The sequence below is a fragment of the Collinsella aerofaciens genome (assembly GCF_015555045.1).
Lineage (GTDB): Bacteria > Actinomycetota > Coriobacteriia > Coriobacteriales > Coriobacteriaceae > Collinsella > Collinsella aerofaciens_W.
The window spans coordinates 1-17,600 of sequence record NZ_JADNJQ010000038.1 but is presented as its reverse complement, the minus strand read 5'-3'; the positions used below and the strand labels follow the sequence as shown (position 1 = coordinate 17,600).

The 17,600-nt window shown below is 60.6% G+C and carries 15 protein-coding genes and 1 tRNA gene; 12 read left to right on the top strand and 4 right to left on the bottom strand.

Translation table 11 applies throughout. From position 1 onward, the window contains the following. The first annotated feature begins 213 nt into the window (after nt 1–213). Nucleotides 214–1,590: an MFS transporter gene (locus tag I2E45_RS09610; RefSeq protein WP_229058929.1), complete on the top strand. Its 1,377-nt coding sequence runs from the start codon at nt 214–216 to the stop codon at nt 1,588–1,590. Between the two features lie 324 nt (nt 1,591–1,914). Here the strand turns inward: I2E45_RS09610 and I2E45_RS09605 are convergent, their stop codons facing one another. Genes I2E45_RS09605 through I2E45_RS09595 form a run of 3 tightly spaced genes read right to left on the bottom strand, consistent with a single transcriptional unit; the run spans nt 1,915 to nt 3,132 of the window. Continuing rightward, entirely contained in the window at nt 1,915–2,178 is a 264-nt protein-coding gene (locus tag I2E45_RS09605) for a hypothetical protein (RefSeq protein ID WP_195445900.1), read from the bottom strand. 14 nt (nt 2,179–2,192) lie between these two features. Then, nucleotides 2,193–2,825, bottom strand: coding sequence for a DUF1700 domain-containing protein (locus I2E45_RS09600; RefSeq protein WP_195445899.1), 633 nt, complete (start codon nt 2,823–2,825; stop codon nt 2,193–2,195). Next, entirely contained in the window at nt 2,812–3,132 is a 321-nt protein-coding gene (locus I2E45_RS09595; RefSeq protein WP_195445898.1) for a PadR family transcriptional regulator, read from the bottom strand. The genes I2E45_RS09600 and I2E45_RS09595 overlap by 14 nt, the downstream gene beginning before the upstream one ends. Nucleotides 3,133–3,439: 307 nt before the next feature. Between I2E45_RS09595 and I2E45_RS09590 the strand changes: the two genes are divergently transcribed. After that, a complete protein-coding gene (locus I2E45_RS09590) occupies nt 3,440–4,117 on the top strand; it encodes a copper homeostasis protein CutC (RefSeq protein WP_195240671.1) in 678 nt (225 codons plus the stop codon). A 3-nt stretch (nt 4,118–4,120) separates the two neighbouring features. Next, nucleotides 4,121–4,918, top strand: a complete 798-nt coding sequence (locus I2E45_RS09585; protein ID WP_055310552.1) for a DUF4931 domain-containing protein — start codon at nt 4,121–4,123, stop codon at nt 4,916–4,918. Between the two features lie 30 nt (nt 4,919–4,948). Here I2E45_RS09585 and I2E45_RS09580 read toward each other — a convergent pair whose 3' ends face one another. Continuing rightward, nucleotides 4,949–5,947 (bottom strand): bile acid:sodium symporter family protein, encoded by a 999-nt coding sequence (locus tag I2E45_RS09580; RefSeq protein ID WP_195445897.1) that lies wholly within the window; start codon nt 5,945–5,947, stop codon nt 4,949–4,951. Nucleotides 5,948–6,221: 274 nt separating this feature from the next. Between I2E45_RS09580 and recJ the strand changes: the two genes are divergently transcribed. From recJ to rplT, 9 genes are all read left to right on the top strand, one after another. Beyond that, nucleotides 6,222–9,509, top strand: coding sequence for a single-stranded-DNA-specific exonuclease RecJ (gene recJ, locus I2E45_RS09575; RefSeq protein ID WP_195445896.1), 3,288 nt, complete (start codon nt 6,222–6,224; stop codon nt 9,507–9,509). A gap of 15 nt (nt 9,510–9,524) precedes the next feature. Beyond that, nucleotides 9,525–11,885 carry a RelA/SpoT family protein gene (locus I2E45_RS09570; protein ID WP_195445895.1) on the top strand — a complete coding sequence of 787 codons (2,361 nt, stop codon included), beginning with the start codon at nt 9,525–9,527 and terminating at the stop codon, nt 11,883–11,885. A gap of 88 nt (nt 11,886–11,973) precedes the next feature. Next, complete coding sequence (locus I2E45_RS09565; RefSeq protein ID WP_324249338.1) at nt 11,974–12,657, top strand: MBL fold metallo-hydrolase; 684 nt, start codon at nt 11,974–11,976, stop codon at nt 12,655–12,657. Nucleotides 12,658–12,851: 194 nt separating this feature from the next. Next, complete coding sequence (gene fba / locus I2E45_RS09560; RefSeq protein ID WP_117736934.1) at nt 12,852–13,718, top strand: class II fructose-1,6-bisphosphate aldolase; 867 nt, start codon at nt 12,852–12,854, stop codon at nt 13,716–13,718. A 255-nt stretch (nt 13,719–13,973) separates the two neighbouring features. Next, a complete protein-coding gene (locus tag I2E45_RS09555) occupies nt 13,974–15,407 on the top strand; it encodes a transglutaminase-like domain-containing protein (RefSeq protein ID WP_195445893.1) in 1,434 nt (477 codons plus the stop codon). A 39-nt stretch (nt 15,408–15,446) separates the two neighbouring features. Continuing rightward, nucleotides 15,447–15,533, top strand: a tRNA-Leu gene (locus I2E45_RS09550). Nucleotides 15,534–15,965: 432 nt separating this feature from the next. Beyond that, nucleotides 15,966–16,535, top strand: a complete 570-nt coding sequence (gene infC, locus I2E45_RS09545) for a translation initiation factor IF-3 (RefSeq protein WP_006234423.1) — start codon at nt 15,966–15,968, stop codon at nt 16,533–16,535. A gap of 32 nt (nt 16,536–16,567) precedes the next feature. Then, nucleotides 16,568–16,759: a 50S ribosomal protein L35 gene (gene rpmI, locus I2E45_RS09540; RefSeq protein WP_006234422.1), complete on the top strand. Its 192-nt coding sequence runs from the start codon at nt 16,568–16,570 to the stop codon at nt 16,757–16,759. A 46-nt stretch (nt 16,760–16,805) separates the two neighbouring features. After that, nucleotides 16,806–17,165: a 50S ribosomal protein L20 gene (gene rplT, locus I2E45_RS09535; protein ID WP_006234421.1), complete on the top strand. Its 360-nt coding sequence runs from the start codon at nt 16,806–16,808 to the stop codon at nt 17,163–17,165. Nucleotides 17,166–17,600: the final 435 nt, after the last annotated feature.

Sequence of the window (17,600 nt, the reverse complement as noted above, 5' to 3'; positions counted from 1 at the left end):
TGAAATGCCTCGGGTGCCTGGGGTCCCTCATATACGGCCCTCCCGTCTCCTGCGCCCCTCCCGGAACTGTCCACATCAGTGTAGCCAATCCACAGCGAGATCTGGATGCCCGTGGCGAGGAGGCCCAGGGGGTGACCCGTCCTTCCTTTTGTCTGACGCGGGGGATGCCCCGCGGTGCCCGCGCGGGCGGGCGCTGAGTAGAGAGGAAGAAACATGCAGGAAAAACCGATGTCCATCCCCGCGACGGGGGCGGTCGGTAAGTCGACCGTGGCGGGCCTCATGCTCGCCTTGTTCGTCGCGGCGCTCGACTCGACCGTGGTGGCCACTGCCATGCCCACCGTCGCCGCGGCGCTCGGAGGGGAGGCCCACTATGCCTGGCCGATGACCGCCTACCTCGTGGCGAGCACCGTATCCACCCTCCTGTGCGGAGGGCTGGCGTTCTCGTTCGGCCTCTGGAGGGTGTACGTGGCGGGGCTCGCGCTCTTCGCCGCATCGTCCGTCCTGTGCGCCCTCGCACCGACGATAGAGGCGCTGGCGGCGTTCCGCCTGCTTCAGGGCGTGGGCGGCGGCGTTCTCGAGGCGGGTGTGTTCATTGCCGCGGCGATGATGCTCGCCCCGAGGGACAGGGGACCGTACCTCGGGGCGGCTTCGGCCATGTACGGGATTGCGAGCGTCGTAGGGCCCGTCATCGGCGGGGCCGTCGCCCAGGGGTTATCCTGGCACGTCATCTTCGTCGTCAACCTCCCCATCTCGATCGTCGCCCTGTTCCTGTCGGGGCGCTGCCTGCCCGGCAGGGCTCCCGGGGCCCCTGTAGTTGGCTTCGACGTCTCGGGGAGCGTCGCCGCCTCGCTGTGCGTCCTGAGCCTCGTCCTCGCCTTCAGCTTGGCGGGCAGCGTCTTTCCCATGGCCTCGCCGCAGTTCGTCGCCCTCGTCGTGCTGTCCGTTGCCTGCGCCGCGCTCCTTTCCCGCGTGGAGAGGGGCAAGGCCGCCCCGACCGTCCCCATGGGGCTGTTTCGCCGCGGGCAGGTCGTAGCGGGGTTCGTCTCCGGCTTCTGCGTCCAATTCGCCCTCATGGCGGGCGTCTCCTACCTGCCTAGGCTCCTCCAGGAGGGGCTGGGCATGGCCGCTGCCTCGTCCGGCGCGGTGCTCATTCCCATGACGCTTGCCCTCATGGTCGGCAGCAATACATCCGGCGCGGCGTTCCGCGCGACCGGGCGGCTCCGCGCCATCGCGGCGGCGTCATCCGCCGTCGTCCTTGCGGCGTCGGTGACGTTCTCTGCGATGTCCCCGATGCTAGCGGTCGCCTCCTGCACCGCCGTCGCGGCGGTGCTGGGTCTCGGCGTCGGCATCGGCATGCCCGTGTCCAACCTTGCCGCCCAGACGGGCGCCGATCCGGCGGACGCCGGGCGCGCCACCTCCATGGCCATGTTCTTCAGGGGCTTCGGCGGCACCGTCTCGACTGCGGCGTGCGGCATGCTTGCCCCCGCCGCGACCGCCGCGGGTACGGCTGGGGTGTTCGGCGCGGTGTGCGTGGCGGCCGTCGCCGGCCTGGTCGCGTCGCGGTTCATCCCGAGGGAGATTCCCTCGTAGGCGCGGCCACTTCTCGGCTCTTTCGCAACCGGGATGGAGATGCAAGGGACGGCCCCTTGCCCGGGGCCGGGGCGGGGAGTCTCGGCTGCCGAGGGCGGCCCGGCATTGCCGCCGGGCCATCCCCGTCATGAGGTCATGCTCGACATCTCCTCAGCCTTTCGGGATTGGCCCGAAGTCGAGAAATTTCCATCAGCTTCCCGTCGGTCGATGACCGGTTCACCACGCAGGAAGAGCGTGACGGAAGGTCTCGCAAAAAGGCTCCGAGCGCGGCGTGCTCACGCCCGTCGTGGTGCGCCCGAAGGGGGATGGCTGCTACGAGCTCGATCATGTGCGAGGAGAAGACGAACCAGTCGTTGCAGATCCAATATGGATCTCGCCAACCTCGGCAAGCTGCTCGATGAGTGGAAGTCCTGTCGGGTCGTCTATTTCAACACCACCCAGAATGATGGTGTCATCGCGCAGGTCGATCTGTGTGTTGAACACAGCGAGGTTAAAGCCAGAGGCTACAAATCCGATAGCAGCCAGGACGAGCCCCGTGGCAACAAGCCCACCCGCTACGGCAAGGTAAATCTTTTTTACGCTGGACATGTTTGCACTCCTTCCTATGCCGTGAGCGGCGCCGCTTCAGCGACCCTGCGGCTCTTATTGCCTCGATCTTTCCAGAAGGGCGAAACGGCTTTCTTCGCCCAAAGGGCAGAGAGGCGCGCGATTTGCTTGGACGCCGTCCAGGCGCCGGCTCCCGCGAGAAGCGCCACACCGATGGAAGCGAATCCCATTCCCATCGAGGTTAAAACGTACGGAACATGCACGATAATGATGCCGTCCACGGCGAACAGGAGCCCCACCACGCCCGCGCCCCCGAATGCCGCGGCCACGATCCACACGCAGAGCGCAAGAACCCAAATGCAGATGTAGACCGTAGCGGCAACGGCGACGAACGCGAGCAGCAGCGGAATCCATACCGGAGAGCCCACGATGGCGAGCGCCCATAGAAGCGCCGTGCTCTTGCGCTTGGTCCTCGCAATTGCGCGCGGCACGGCGGGCAGTTCGTCGAGCGTTGCCTCGGCGACCTCACCGAGCGTGCCCATGGCGGCCACAGCCTCGGCCTCCGTCATGCCGTCCTCCATACGGTCGGCGATGACCTCCGCGTAGAACTCCTGCGTTTCCTTTACCTGATCTGCCGGCAGGCAGGCCAGAAGCTCGCCCAGCCGGTTCAAGAACTCATCGCGCGTCATGGTGCGCTCCCTTCACGTAACGGTAGATCTCCTGCACGGATGGCCATTCGGCGAGGAACTCGGCGATACGCTCATGCCCGGTGTCCGTGATGCGGTAGTACCTTCGCAGCCGCCCGTTGTGCTCGGCGGAGCGCGCCGTGATGCACCCCGCCTTCTCCAGGCGCTTGAGCAACGGATAGAGCGTGGACTCCGTGAGCCCCATGCTCGCGGGCACGTCCTTTACGATCTGATAGCCGTAGGATTCCTCGCCCGAGACGGCCGCGAGTACGCAGGCCTCGAGGAAGCCGCGCTTCATCTGTGCCTCCATCCGCACACCTCCTTTCGTAGTATACTGTGTAACACCTACTATATGACACATAGTATATGATGTCAACAGTTGTCGTAGTCGTTGGGGACGTTCTTGAATGACTAGTCGTTTAAGAACGTCCCCAACGACTACTTCTATACAGCAAAAAGGGGTGCTGACCATTTCGGTCGGCACCCCTTTAAGTTGCGGTGAAATAGGGACTAAATGGGGGCTCTAGACGCCAAAACAGCCCCTATTCCACCGCAACTTCATGGGGGTGTGTGACAATGCCCGTCGGATAACATCTGCTGTCTTTGGGGGTCTATCTATGCTGTACGAGTTTTGTGCCGAGAACTTTGAGCGGGTGCCGGCGGCTATCGATGCCGGTGCAAGGCGTATCGAGCTGTGCGACAACCTTGCCGTTGGTGGCACCACGCCTTCGGCCGGCGTTATCAGTGCTACGACCAACTATGCACACGAGCACGATGCGCGGGTGATGTGCATGATTCGCCCGCGTGGCGGCGACTTTCACTACAACCAGGACGAGTTGCGTATGATGGAGATGGACCTGGGCCTTGCCGTGAGCGCCGGCGTTGACGGCTTAGTCTTTGGCTGCTGCAAGCCCCGCGCTGGCGGATGGGCACTCGACGAGCTTACGTTGGGCGCTCTCGTGATGGCCGCGGGCTGCGCGACCGAGGAATGCAAGCGTGAGCCCATCGACATCACCTTCCACATGGCGTTTGATCAGCTCTCGCCCGAGGCTCAGCTCGACGCGATTGACATACTCGCCGACTGCGGCATCACACGCATCCTGACGCATGGTGGCGCTGCCGGTACGCCGATCGAGGACAACTTCGAAAACCTGGCCCGCTTAATCGAGTATGCGGGCGACCGCTTGACCATCCTTCCCGGCGGCGGCATTTCCACGGTCAACCGCGATACCGTGGCGGCGGCACTGGGCGTCTCCGAGCTCCATGGCACCAAGATTGTGCCGCTGGAGGTGTAGCCCGTGGCACTTGTATTCGATGTCCAGCAGGCGAGCGGTAAGCCCGACGATAATCGTCGCCCTGGCACCGCGTGCCCCTTTTGCGACACGGAGGGGCTTGCCAACATCATCCAGCGCGATGGTGACTGCATCTGGCTCGAGAATAAGTTCAAGACATTGCGGGCCACACGTCAGACCGTATTGATCGAGTCTGCCAATCACGACGCCGACCTGGTGACCTATGAACCGGATGAGCTGCATCATGTGATGCGGTTTGCCCTGGGCTGTTGGCAGCAGATGATCGATTCCCAACAGTACTGCAGTGTGCTCATGTACAAGAACAAAGGCCCGCTTTCGGGCGGCAGCCTCGTCCATCCACACATGCAGATTGTGGGCTTGGAACAGGAGGACGGCTATGCGGCGCTGGCCTCAGCCAACTTTGAAGGCATCAGTGTCTGGCAACAGGGGAGAATCTCGGTCGACATCTCAACCGAACCGATCATGGGGTTCTTTGAGATCAACGTTTCAGCCCCGCAGGGAATCGCTGCCAGCGATGACACGAGAGACCAAGCCGAGGCGGATCTCTTCGCCGATGCGATCCAGGTAGCTCTGCGCTATATCCTGAACGAGCACCACGGTGGTCGCGCAGAGTCGTACAACCTGTTCTTCTATCACCTGGGCGGTCGGACCATTGCCAAGGCGCTGCCACGTTGGGTGGTTTCGCCCTACTTTGTCGGCTATCGTTTGGCCCAGGTCAATGCTGAGACAACGCTCGATATCGATGCTGAGCGCCTGCGTGCGCATCTGGAAACGCTCGTATAGCAAGACTAACACCCGCGTAATGCGGACAGTCTAGCGTGCCATGGCGTCGCGGCCGGCTTCGACGCGCTTGCGCTGGGCGGCGCGCTCCTCGCCGGTCAGACGCTCAAAGAGATGCCCGATAAGCGAGGCGAGTACCTGCTGAAACAGCGTTCCGCACATGACGGGAAACACGACTTCGCCCGGAAAGTACTGCGTGGCGATGACGGCGCCCGAAGAGATGTTACGCATGCCGCAGGTAAAGCACATGGTGGTCGTCTCGCTATATGGCAGATGCAGCGTATGGGCGACCAGAAAACCGACGACAAAGCCACTGATGGCGAAGACCAAAATAAAGAGGGCGACTTCCAAGCGCACCGCGTTCATGTGCAGCACGTACTCGCTCATGGCGGTGGAGTTGGAGGCGATAACGCCCATCATCATGAATTTGCAGGCGGGCGAGAGCACGGGGGAGAGTTTTTCGTGCCCCCATCCGCGCGTGAGCTCGTTGATCACGATGCCGAGCACGGCGGGGATGGCGATCATAAAGGCCATGTCTTGCATCATGCTCGGCACATCGATCGAGACGGTGGCGCCCAGCAGGAGCTTGAGCGTGAGCGGAATCGTCACAGGGGAGATAACCGAGGACGTCAGGATGATGGTGAGCGCGAGCGGGCCGTTGCCGCCGAACATGCTAATCCACATAAAGGCAGTGACCGCCACGGGTACGCTGTACTCGAGCACGATGCCGCAGACAAGGTTGGGATTGGAGCCAAAGAATAACGATCCCATGGCATAGGCCGCGATGGGAATAAGCGCCGCCGAGACGAGCAGTGCCAAAATCAGGTGCAGGGGACGGCGGAACACCTCGGCTACCTGGTGGAAGGTGTTGCTGAGCGCACCCTGAAACGTCATAAAGGCGAAGAGGGCGGGAACAATGGGCTTGAGCACGCCGATCTGCTGGGGAAAGAGCACGCCGAGCGCCACGCAAATCGGAACGATGACCTGCATATGCCCCGCGAGGAACTTTCCCAGTCCAGTCCATTGCTTCATATGTCCCGTGACTCCCTTTATCCGCGAACTCGTTTGTATGGATATGCTAGACGCTCGTATGCGTCCGTGCGGCTGAAACGCTCGATTATTTCGAGGCTATTACCGGCATCGTTTACCGAAACCGCGGCGTGCTGCGGCGATTTGCGTCCGCGCCGCACGGTATAATAAATCCGTTCAACAGATCTGCCTGCCGAAGCGGGCATACACAGAGGACTCATCGCTATGAACCGTGAGAGGTATCGCGGCGACCTGCCCCTATCGGGGGTGGGCGCCTATGTCATCGCTTAAGACGACGCATCGCTGGGCGGTCGCTCAGCAAAACCCCGAGCTCGAAAAGGAGCTTTCGGCTGGTCTGGGCATACCCGGGCTGGTGGCGCGCATTATGGTTGCGCACGGCATTACATCCATCGAGGAAGGTCAGCTGTTTTTGACGCCTTCGCTCGAACGCGACTGGGCCGACCCACTCATTATCCCGGGCATGTCGGTCGTTGCCGACCGCGTCGAGCGTGCCATTCGCAACCACGAGCACATCGCGGTCTTTGGCGATTTTGACGTTGACGGTATTACGTCGACCTGCCTGTTGACCGAGGCACTGCGCACGTTTGGTGCCGATGTCACGCCGTTTATTCCACATCGCTTTGACGAGGGCTACGGTCTTTCGCGCGCGGCGCTCGACCGCGTTAACGAGCTCGCTCGCCCCCAGCTGATCGTGACCGTCGATAACGGCATTGCTGCCAAGGAAGAGGTCTCCTATCTTGAGAGCCTGGGGATTGATTTGGTGGTCACGGACCATCACGAGCCCTCCGATCAGGTGCCGCAGGGCGTGCCCCTGACCGACCCCAAGCTCGAGGACGAGGGTCCCTCGCGCGAGCTTGCCGGTGCCGGCGTGGCGCTCAAGCTGGTGCAGGTCCTGGGCGAGCGTCTGGGCAAGCCGTCGTATTGGCGTTCGCTGATCGAGGTTGCGGCGCTTGGCACCGTGTCCGACATGATGCCGCTGACGCCCGAGAACCGCGCGCTGGTCGCCGAGGGCATCCAGCAGATGCGCGTGACCACCCGCCCCGGCTATATCGCGCTTGCCGCACTCGCCAAGGCCGACCTTTCTACCATTACGGCCGATGGCCTGTCGTTTTCGCTCATTCCCCGCTTGAACGCCGCCGGCCGCATGGCCGATCCCAAGCTGGCGCTCGACCTGCTGCTTGCCCGCGATCCTATCGAGGCAAGCGCGCTGGCGGCCGAGCTCGAGGAGATCAACCATCAGCGTCGCGAGATCGAGGCGGAGCTCACGCGCGATGCCATGGCAAAGGTCGAGGAGACCTATGATGGCGGTCGCGCAATCGTCGTGGGTGGCGAGGGCTGGCACGAGGGCGTCAAGGGTATCGTGGCGAGCCGTCTGACCAACCGTTATCACGTGCCGGCGCTGCTGTTCTCGATCGAAGACGGTATTGCTCGCGGTTCGGGTCGCTCGGTGGGCAAAGTCAACCTGTTCGACGCTGTCGAGCGCTGCTCCGATCTGCTGATTCGTCGCGGCGGGCATGCGGGTGCGGTGGGCGTGACCATCGAGGCGTCCAAGCTCGACGAGTTCCGTCGTCGCCTTTCCGCCGTGCTGTCCGAGCTTCCCGCCGAGGACTTTGAGGACACCGACGAGGTTGCCGCCACGGTCGACCTCTCCGAGCTGAATATTGAGACCATCGAGCAGATTTCCCGTCTTGAGCCGTTTGGCCAGGGCAACAAGGTGCCGCTGTTGGCGGCCGAGGGCGTGACAATGTGCGATCGCGCCGTGGTGGGCAAAACCGGCGAGCACATGCGCTTCGTGGCGACCGATGGCGCCGCGAGTGTGCCGGCCATTATGTTCCGCGTGCCGCAGGTCGATAAGCTCATCAATTGCGATAGCGCCGTCGATTTGGTGTTCGAGGCCGTGGCCGAGCATTGGCAAGGTCGCGTAAAGCCAAAGCTCATGATCAAGGATGTCTTGGTCCGCGATACCACGGCGCCTAGCGTTGACGACCCGGCATGTGAGCTTCGCCGCGGCGTGGAGCCTGCGGACGCCGGTCTTCGTCTGGAGTCCCGAAAGCGCCAAACGCTCGCCCAGCTTTCCTATACCGAGCTGACGCGCTCGCTTATCCATAGCTTTATCGGCTCGAACCAGCCGCACCGCGCGCAGGTCGAGGCGCTCGATGCCCTGGCCGATCACCAAAGTGTTCTGGCTGTTATGGGAACGGGGCGCGGCAAGTCTCTTATCTTCCATGTACATGCCGCGCGCGAGGCGGTCCTTCGCGGGCGTGCGAGCATCTTTGTCTATCCGCTGCGCGCGCTCGTTGCCGACCAGGCCTATCACCTCTCGTCGACGATGGCCGCGCTCGGCATTGGCGTAGGCGTGCTGACCGGCGAGACCGTGGAGGCGGCGCGCGATGACGTGTTTGCCGGCTTGGCTTCGGGCCGCACCGGCATCGTGCTCACGACGCCCGAGTTCCTGTCCATTCACCGCGACCGCTTTGCGCGTTCGGGGCGCATCGGTTTTGTCGTTATCGATGAGGCGCATCATGCCGGTCTTGCCAAGGGCGGCGACCGCAGCGCCTATCTCGACATGCCCGATATCCTCAAGGCCCTGGGCGACCCGGTCGTTCTGGCCACGACTGCCACCGCAACGGCTCCAGTTGTGGCCGAGCTCGCCCGCGTGCTACCGATTACCCGCACGGTGGTCGACGAGACGGTGCGCGAGAACTTGCAGCTCGAGGATGACCGAGATCTTGCGAGCCGCGAGAACCGCCTGGTGTCAATCGTGGCAACGGGGGAGAAGACCGTCATCTACGTCAACTCGCGCGACCAGTCCGTGGCGCTTGCTAAGACGCTGCGCAAGCGGGTACCCGATTGCGCGACCCGCATCGCGTTCTATAACGCGGGGCTTGCGCGCTCCGATCGTCGCCGTGTCGAGGAAGCGTTTCGTGATGGAAGCCTCAGCTGCATCGTTTCGACCTCGGCCTTTGGTGAGGGCGTGAACCTGCCCGATATCCGCCATGTCGTGCTCTATCACATGCCGTTTGGCGCGATTGAGTTTAACCAGATGAGTGGCCGCGCCGGTCGCGATGGACAGCCCGCCGTGATTCACCTGCTCTATTCGTCGCGTGACGCCCGCATTAACGAGCGCCTGCTCGACTGCTACGCGCCCGAGCGCGACGAGCTCGTCACGCTCTATCGAGCGCTGCAGACTATGTGGCGCTCCAACCGCGGCAAGACCGGAGACGACTCGTTTAGCGCGAGCGATATCGATATCGCGCAGATGTGTCTTGCCATCGATGCCCGCACGCCGGTCGACGAGCGCTCGGTGGAAAGCGGCCTGGGAATCTTCGAAGAGCTTGGTTTCTGTCGCGTTTCGGGGTTTGACGACACCCGTCGCATCGCGATGGCCGAAAACCCCGGCCGTGTGCAATTGAGCAGGTCAATTCGCTATTTGGAGGGCTTGCGCTCGCGCATGGAGTTCTCGGCTTTCCGGAGTTGGGCGCTCGATTCGTGTGCTTCTGATATGCTAGCCAAAGTTAACCGCCCGATCGTACCGCGGGCCTAGGGGAAGGGGACCTCGATGGATGCCGCAGCCCGTACCGCCCATGATTCCACCCTCCAGCCGTTTTCGGAGATGGAGCACTATAAGCATGCCGATGAACTGCCGCCCGAGATTATGGCGGACAGCTACGACAAGCTGGAGCGCCTGTGCCTCAAATATATGAATGAGGAGGACTTCTCTAAGGTGGAGCAGGCCTATTGCTTTGCCGCCGAGAAGCACTGCAACCAAAAGCGCCGCTCGGGTGAGATGTACATCAACCATCCCGTCGAGGTGGCCATCATCTTGGCCGATCTCAAGATGGACTGCGATGTGGTGTGCGCCGCGCTGCTGCACGATACCGTCGAGGACACCGAGACCTCGCTTGCCGATGTTTCCGGCCTGTTTGGCGATACGGTGGCCGAGCTCGTCGATGGCGTGACCAAGCTCACCAACATCGAAGTCGATAGCATGGACGAGAAGCAGGCGCTTACGCTGCGCAAGATGTTCCTCGCCATGTCCAAGGACATCCGCGTCATTATCGTTAAGCTTGCCGACCGCCTGCATAACATGCGTACGCTGGCGGCCCTTCGCGAGGACCGTCGCCTGTTTAAGGCCCGCGAGACCATGGACGTGTATGCGCCCCTGGCCGACCGCCTGGGCATGAGCTCTATTAAGTGGGAGCTCGAGGACCTGTCCTTCTTCTACCTTGAGCCCGACGCCTACCAGCGCATCGCGCGCATGGTGGCGGAGTCGCGCGAGGTCCGTGAGCGCTATCTGGCCGAGACCATCAAGACGCTCACCGACGAGCTCAACCGCATTGGCCTGGAGGGCTTCCAAATCAATGGCCGCTCCAAGCACTATTGGTCCATCTACCAAAAGATGAAGCGCAAGGGCAAGGAATTCTCCGAGATCTACGACCTGGTGGCACTGCGCGTCATCACACATTCGGTGCGCGATTGCTACTCCACGCTCGGCGCGGTGCATACGCTGTGGCACCCCATGCCCGGTCGTTTTAAAGACTATATCGCCATGCCCAAGGTCAATAACTACCAGTCGCTCCATACGACGGTTATCGGCCCCACGGCCCGCCCGCTCGAGATTCAGATTCGAACCTATGAGATGCATGAGCAGGCCGAGTACGGCATTGCCGCCCACTGGCTCTATAAGAAGTCGGGCGGATCGTCTGCGTCTAAGACCAATGATGCCCAGCGTTTGGACGACCAGATTAACTGGCTCAAACATTCGCTCGATTGGGCGGCTTCCGACGAGATCACCGATGCTAAGGAATACCTGCACTCGCTGAAGGTCGACTTGTTTGACCAGGAGATTTTTGTCTTTACGCCCAAGGGCGAGGTCATGGCGCTTCGCGCCGGCTCCACGCCGCTCGACTTTGCCTACGCCGTTCACACCGAGGTGGGCAACCACTGCGTCGGTGCCAAGATCAACGGTGCGGTGGCCCCACTCACGCACGAGATCAAGACGGGCGACCGCGTCGAGATCCTGACCAACAAGAGTTCCAAGCCGTCGCGCGATTGGCTCAAGATCGTCAAGACACCTTCGGCCAAGTCGAAGATTCGCCGTTACTTCGCCGCCGCGACCAAAGACGACGACGCTGCTGCCGGCCGCGATATACTGGCCAAGGACTTGCGCAAGCGCGGGTATGGCATCTCTACGCCGCGATCCACGCGTGCGCTCAACGCCGTGGCGGAGCAGCTGAACTTCAAGCAGCTCGAGGACCTGTTTGCCGCCGTGGGCGCCGGCAAGGTTGCCCCGCGCGCCGTGGGTAACAAGGTCGAGCAAATCTTGGACCCCAAGCCCGAGGAACAGCTCACCAAGGCCGAGGCTATCGCCGAGGTCGTGAAACAGCCGGCCCGAGGCTCCAACCGAAAGCCGCAAAAGCGCGGCAAGAGCGCCAGTAACGGCATTATCGTCAAGGGCGAGAGCAACAGCGGCCTGCTGGTCCGTCTGGCACATTGCTGCAATCCGGTGACGGGCGACGATATCGTCGGCTTCATCACGCGCGGTCGTGGCGTTTCGGTGCATCGCGCCAACTGCCCCAACGTCAAGGGTCTTATGGAGCATCCCGAGCGCATGATCGAAGTGGAGTGGGACGGCGCTGCCGACACCCTCTTCCAGGTCGAGATCGTGGTCGAGTGCCTGGACCGCATGGGCCTGCTCAAGGATGTCACTATTGCCATTGGCGATGCGGGCGGCAATATCCTTTCTGCCGCCACGTCGACCAACCGCGAGGGTATTGCAACCCTGCGCTTTATGGTCGAGATCTCGGACGCGAGTGGTCTTGATCCGCTGCTGGCTTCCATCAGCAGTGTCGATTCGGTCTACGACGCTCGCCGTCTTATGCCCGGCGAAGGCGGAGCTCAGCTCAAGCGCCGTGTGTAGGTGCGAGAGCCTCTCAGCATCATAGATATTGGTTACGTTCGAGGCATCGTTTGGTGCCTCGAACGTATTTTAGAAGGAGGGTATGCGCATGGGCGATATGACTTTGGACCTGACACCCCGAGGTGCGGCTTCGATTGAGACACTCGTCAACGGCCCGATTCAGACCAACAGTTACGCCGTGATTTCGAATGACGAGTGCTTAATCGTCGATCCGGCGTGGGAGGGCGAGCGTCTTGTGGAGTATATCCGCACCGCGCATTCCGAGGTGCGCGTACTCGGCTCTGTCTGCACGCACGGCCATGCCGACCATGTTGGCGGGGTCGCCGGGGTTCGAGCTGTTGTTGGCGACAGCGCACTATATGAGTTGTGCGCTAAGGACGTGACGGTACCTCGCGCAAATATCGAGGAGCAGCGCGCCATGTGGGGCATCGAGACGCCCGATCCGGGTGAGCCGACGCGTTTGCTTGCCGAGGGCGATACAATCGAGGTGGGCGACGTCTGCCTGCAGGTGATCGAGACGCCGGGGCATACGCCGGGCGGCATCGTCCTGTTCGCCGCGACCGAGCAGGGGAACATCGCCTTTGTGGGCGACACGCTTTTCCCGGGCAGCCACGGTCGTACCGATCTTTCCGGCGGTGACGAGGCGGCGATTATGCGCTCGCTCTCCAAACTTGCCAAGACGCTTCCGCCCGATACCGTTTGCTTGACGGGCCATGGCGATTCGACCACGATGGCGCGCGAACTTATGCAGAATCCGTTTATGCAGATGTAGGTTCGAAGCCGTCTTTCGAACCACGAAGACCGCTCAATCGTCAAGCTATTTTCCCCAGTGGGTCGATTCTGTGGGGCAAACGGTCAAAATTTGTCCAATCGGATGGTATTCGTGAACAAACGAACGTTTATGCTCGGGTATGTCGTGGTAAAATCTCAGGCGTTATCGGAGCAACCTTACAGGAGGTTTCTTTTATGCTCGTCAACGCAGCAGACATGCTCAAGAAGGCCGAGGCCGGCAAGTACGCTCTCGGTGCCTTCAACACCAACAACCTCGAGTGGACCCTGGCTATTCTCCAGGCCGCCGAGGAGGCCAAGTCTCCGCTGATCCTTCAGTGCACCGCTGGTGCCGCTAAGTGGATGGGCGGTTTCAAGGTCTGCGCCGACATGGTCAAGGCTGCCGTCGAGGCCACGGGCGTTACCGTTCCCGTCGCCCTTCACCTCGATCACGGTTCTTACGAGGACTGCTTCAAGTGCATCGAGGCCGGCTTCACGTCCATCATGTATGACGGCTCTCACGAGGAGACCTTCCAGCTTAACCTCGACCGCACCAAGGAGCTCGTTGAGCTTGCCCACTCCAAGGGCATGTCCATCGAGGCCGAGGTCGGCGGCATCGGCGGCACCGAGGACGGCGTGACCTCCAACGGCGAGCTCGCTGACCCCGCTGAGTGCAAGCAGATTGCTGACCTGGGCGTCGACTTCCTCGCCTGCGGTATCGGCAACATCCACGGCGTGTATCCCGCCGACTGGGCTGGCCTTTCCTTCGAGCGTCTGGGCGAGATCAAGGCCGAGACCGGCGACCTGCCCCTCGTTCTGCACGGTGGCACCGGCATCCCCGAGGATCAGATCAAGAAGGCCATCTCCCTGGGTATCTCCAAGATCAACGTCAACACCGACCTGCAGCTCGTCTTCGCCAAGGGCGTTCGCGAGTACATCGAGGCTGGCAAGGATCAGCAGGGCAAGGGCTTTGACCCCCGCAAGCTCCTCAAGCCTGGTCGCGACAACATCGTTGCCCGCACCAAGGAGCTCATGGAGGAGTTTGGCTCCGTCAACAAGGCGTAAGTAGCGGTTTAACTTTCCCGTCGGAGGCCCCGTTCACCCTACGCTTTTCCCTTGCGCTCACCTGGCTTTGCCAGAAGTCGCGCAATGAGAAAAGCTTCGGGTGAACGGGGCCTCCTTCGTTAACTCGCTACAGGGTTACTGGGCTGAATTCATTTTTTGACTACCGCTCGGCGGTGTTGATGGCTCCCTTGTTGGGGCTTTCTTTTTTATCTCGCTACAATGGACTTCAAGAGTTCTAATGACTTGGAGTTTGGTATGGCTGTTATTAATGTGCTGCCTTCGGATGGGAAGGTTATTGACGAGGGTCCTGTTGGTTGCTCTGTTGATGTTTGCTGCGACGACTTTCGCCATCTCGATATTGGACTACCGCCTGAGATTCTTCGTCTTAAGGATGCCGGGTATTTGACGCAGGCTGTTGCCGCCTGCGATCGCCTTTTGGAGCAGAATCCTGAGCCTTCCCTGGCAGCCTGCGTTCGTGCCGAGCGGTATCGCATGCTTGAGACGCCGCTTCATTTTTCGGTGTCGCGCGCTCGGGCTATTGCGATGATTCGCGAGGAGTGGCCTGAGTTTACCGAGGAGCAGTTTGACGATTTGATTGACCGTAAGCGTATTGACTGGCGCTTTATCGATGGCGAGCTGTTCGTTCTCGACAACTTCCTCGATTCGCTTCGCGTATATCCCAAAGAGGTCCCCGGCATGCGTCCCGATTCTACGGACGGAATAGCACTGCGCAACGAGATGCTCAAGGAGATGGAGTCGCAAAACGGATTGACTCGCGTTATTACGCTTCAGGCGTCCTTGTCTGTCCCCGGCGCTCTAGAGGGGGAGACCGTTTGCGCTTGGCTTCCCGTCGCGGCCGCCTGCCGTCAGCAGTCTCGGGTCGAGATTCTCGATATGACGCCGGAGGGTGCTGTTGCTCCCGCGAACGCTTCGGCGCGTACCGCCTCGTGGTCTTCTTCGAGTGATCGCTCATTCTCGGTGACCTATCGCTATCAAATCAATGCCGCTTATCGCGATATTTATGGGGGTGCGCTTCCGTCGCATCCGTGTATGGACGCGCCGTTGCCCGAAGATATTTCCGAGGACCGTCCGCACATTGCATTCACGCCGTATCTGCAGCAGCTGACGGCCGGTGTTGTTGACGGACTCGAGGATCCGCTCGATCGCGCTCGTGCTATCTATGATTATCTGACGCAGCATATCGACTATCGCTATCAGCCGCCGTACCTGCTTTTGGGATCTATTGCCGATGACTGCGCGCATTCGCTCCGCGGCGATTGCGGCGTTATGGCGCTCACGTTTATCACCATGTGCCGTATCGCGGGCGTGCCTGCCCGTTGGCAGAGCGGCCTGTACGTTGCGCCCGATTCGGTGGGGTCGCACGACTGGGCAGAGTTCTATACGCCGCAGACCGGTTGGCTCAACGCCGACGTGTCATTTGGATCTTCTGCTCGCAGGATGGGGGAGGAGTGGCGCCGCCGTCACTACTTTGGCAATCTCGACCCGTGGCGTATGGTGGCCAACAATCGATTCCAGGCAGAGTTTGAGCCCTCTTTCGACGGCATGCGCGAGGACCCTTACGATAACCAGATGGGTGAGGCCTCGGTTGACGGACGTGGATGTCGTAAGCGGGAGATGTTACGCAAGGTTGAGCTTATCGAAATGCTCGAAGTTCCATTTTCGGACTAATCGGTAGAAAGCTGTGATAAACTAACTCACGCATTACGTGCCCGAGTGGCGGAATTGGCAGACGCAGTGGACTCAAAATCCACCGTTGGCAACAACGTGCGAGTTCGAGTCTCGCCTCGGGCACCATACATGCAAGTGAGCGTTCAAGGGGGTCTAGGCTCCCTTTTTCGTGCCGAACTCGCGTGAGCGCGCGGAGCGTTAAGCAAACAGGCCTGTGGCCTGTTTGTAGCGGAGCGTGGCGAGGGCGCCGTGCGCCCGAAGCCCGGGGCTTCGCGAAGCGAAGACCCTTCGAGTCTCGCCTCGGGCACCATACATGCAAGTGAGCGTTCAAGGGGGCTGCGGCCCCCTTTTTCGTGTACGTAATGTGATAACGCGCTGTACGTGTTATTATTCGCAAGGCGTTGTTCCCGCAATGCCCTAAAGAGGAACCCGAGGGTTCCCACCTTTTGGCGCCAATGAGCAGCTGACTGGTCATACAACTTAGATTCTCTTCCTCAAATCGAGGAAGTCTATGTGTACGACCTGGTTGCTGAGAAGCGCCGGGTTATTTTTTTATGAATGGAGGTAGGGAAAATAGCTAAGTCTGATGACACCCGCATCAACGACGAGATCACTGCATCTTCGTGCCGTTTGATTGGCGTCGATGGCTCTCAGCTCGGCCTGTTCGCCATCCGCGATGCCCAGCGCGTCGCCGACGATCAGGGTCTCGACCTGGTCGAGATCGCTCCCAACGCGGAGCCGCCGGTCTGCAAGGTCATGGACTACGGTAAGTTCAAGTACCAGCAGGCCATGAAGGCCAAGGCCGCTCGTAAGAACCAGTCCAAGGTCGAGGTCAAGGAAATGAAGTTCCGACCCAAGATTGACGTTGGCGATTACGAGACCAAGAAGGGCCACGTTCTGCGTTTCCTCAAGAAGGGCGCACGCGTTAAGATCACCATCATGTTCCGCGGCCGTGAGATGGCTCACCCGGAGCAGGGTCTTAACGTTCTCGAGCGTCTCGCCGAGGATCTCAAGCCTTACGCTACGGTCGAGTCCAAGCCTAAGATGGAAGGCCGTAACATGCTTATGCTGCTCGCCCCGATTAAGGGCGCCTTCGATGAGGATAAAGCGGCAAGCGATACCAAGTAACTAGTGTTCTGTAACCGATTAAGGAGTATTTCATGCCTAAGATGAAGTCCCACAGCGGCACCAAGAAGCGTTTCCGCAAGACTGGTACCGGCAAGCTTATGCGCGCCAAGGCTTTCAAGAGCCACATCCTGAGCAAGAAGTCCACCAAGCGTAAGCGTGGCTTCCGTCAGGAGACCGAGATCGCCGCTGCCGACCGCAAGGTCATCAAGTCGCGTCTCGCCTAAGCTCGCGTTCCCGTTTTTCGTTTTACCGTCTAGGAGTTGATAGAACATGGCACGTATTAAGCGCGCTGTTGCCGCCAAGAAGAAGCGCCGTACCGTTATGCACCGTGCGAAGGGTTACTACGGTGCCGCTTCGCGTACTTACAAGCATGCTAAAGAGCAGGTCCAGCACTCCCTGCAGTATCAGTATCGTGATCGCCGCAACAAGAAGCGCGAGATCCGTTCTCTCTGGATCACTCGTATCAACGCTGCTGCTCGCCTGAACGACATCTCTTACTCTCAGTTCATGCACGGCCTGAAGGTTGCCGGCATCGAGCTCGACCGCAAGGTCTTGGCTCAGATGGCTTACGAGGACATCGAGTCCTTCAACGAGCTGGCTACCATCGCCAAGAAGGCTCTCGAGGCCTAATAGATTCTCTTGAATCGCTAGGGGAGTGTCGCGTTGTGCGCGGCGCTCCCTCTTTTTATCTGAAGCGCTGGTTTATATAGCAAAAGCGCGGGTAGATAGACACTTACAGGTGACCGATCTTTATATATCTCTTAACCGAAGGGTCATCATCTGATACGTGCAGTATTTCTGCACCAGCCTTTCTATGACTTATATAGGAAGCGATGTATTGTGTAGGACTTGTGAAGAGTGGGATTCCCGCCCACGGGGCCCCTCCGGTCTGGCAATATATCTCCTTGCCGCGCGGCCCGGTCGGACCGGATCAGCCGCGGGGCGTGCACCTTGAGAACCGGATACTGCGAGGATGGACACTTACTTCAGTGTCGCATCCGGGCAGACATCGAACCATTTGAAATGGTCTAACTTGGATTTGTTTTTCGCAAGGCCGCCGAGAGG

What these genes read in the sequence shown, in the direction of transcription:
- I2E45_RS09610 (WP_229058929.1), top strand. Translation starts at nt 214, where the DNA reads ATGCAGGAAAAACCGATGTCCATCCCCGCGACGGGGGCGGTCGGTAAG.
- I2E45_RS09605 (WP_195445900.1), bottom strand. Translation starts at nt 2,178, where the DNA reads ATGTCCAGCGTAAAAAAGATTTACCTTGCCGTAGCGGGTGGGCTTGTT.
- I2E45_RS09600 (WP_195445899.1), bottom strand. Translation starts at nt 2,825, where the DNA reads ATGACGCGCGATGAGTTCTTGAACCGGCTGGGCGAGCTTCTGGCCTGC.
- I2E45_RS09595 (WP_195445898.1), bottom strand. Translation starts at nt 3,132, where the DNA reads ATGGAGGCACAGATGAAGCGCGGCTTCCTCGAGGCCTGCGTACTCGCG.
- I2E45_RS09590 (WP_195240671.1), top strand. Translation starts at nt 3,440, where the DNA reads ATGCTGTACGAGTTTTGTGCCGAGAACTTTGAGCGGGTGCCGGCGGCT.
- I2E45_RS09580 (WP_195445897.1), bottom strand. Translation starts at nt 5,947, where the DNA reads ATGAAGCAATGGACTGGACTGGGAAAGTTCCTCGCGGGGCATATGCAG.
- recJ (WP_195445896.1), top strand. Translation starts at nt 6,222, where the DNA reads ATGTCATCGCTTAAGACGACGCATCGCTGGGCGGTCGCTCAGCAAAAC.
- I2E45_RS09570 (WP_195445895.1), top strand. Translation starts at nt 9,525, where the DNA reads ATGGATGCCGCAGCCCGTACCGCCCATGATTCCACCCTCCAGCCGTTT.
- I2E45_RS09565 (WP_324249338.1), top strand. Translation starts at nt 11,974, where the DNA reads ATGGGCGATATGACTTTGGACCTGACACCCCGAGGTGCGGCTTCGATT.
- fba (WP_117736934.1), top strand. Translation starts at nt 12,852, where the DNA reads ATGCTCGTCAACGCAGCAGACATGCTCAAGAAGGCCGAGGCCGGCAAG.
- I2E45_RS09555 (WP_195445893.1), top strand. Translation starts at nt 13,974, where the DNA reads ATGGCTGTTATTAATGTGCTGCCTTCGGATGGGAAGGTTATTGACGAG.
- infC (WP_006234423.1), top strand. Translation starts at nt 15,966, where the DNA reads ATGGAGGTAGGGAAAATAGCTAAGTCTGATGACACCCGCATCAACGAC.
- rpmI (WP_006234422.1), top strand. Translation starts at nt 16,568, where the DNA reads ATGCCTAAGATGAAGTCCCACAGCGGCACCAAGAAGCGTTTCCGCAAG.
- rplT (WP_006234421.1), top strand. Translation starts at nt 16,806, where the DNA reads ATGGCACGTATTAAGCGCGCTGTTGCCGCCAAGAAGAAGCGCCGTACC.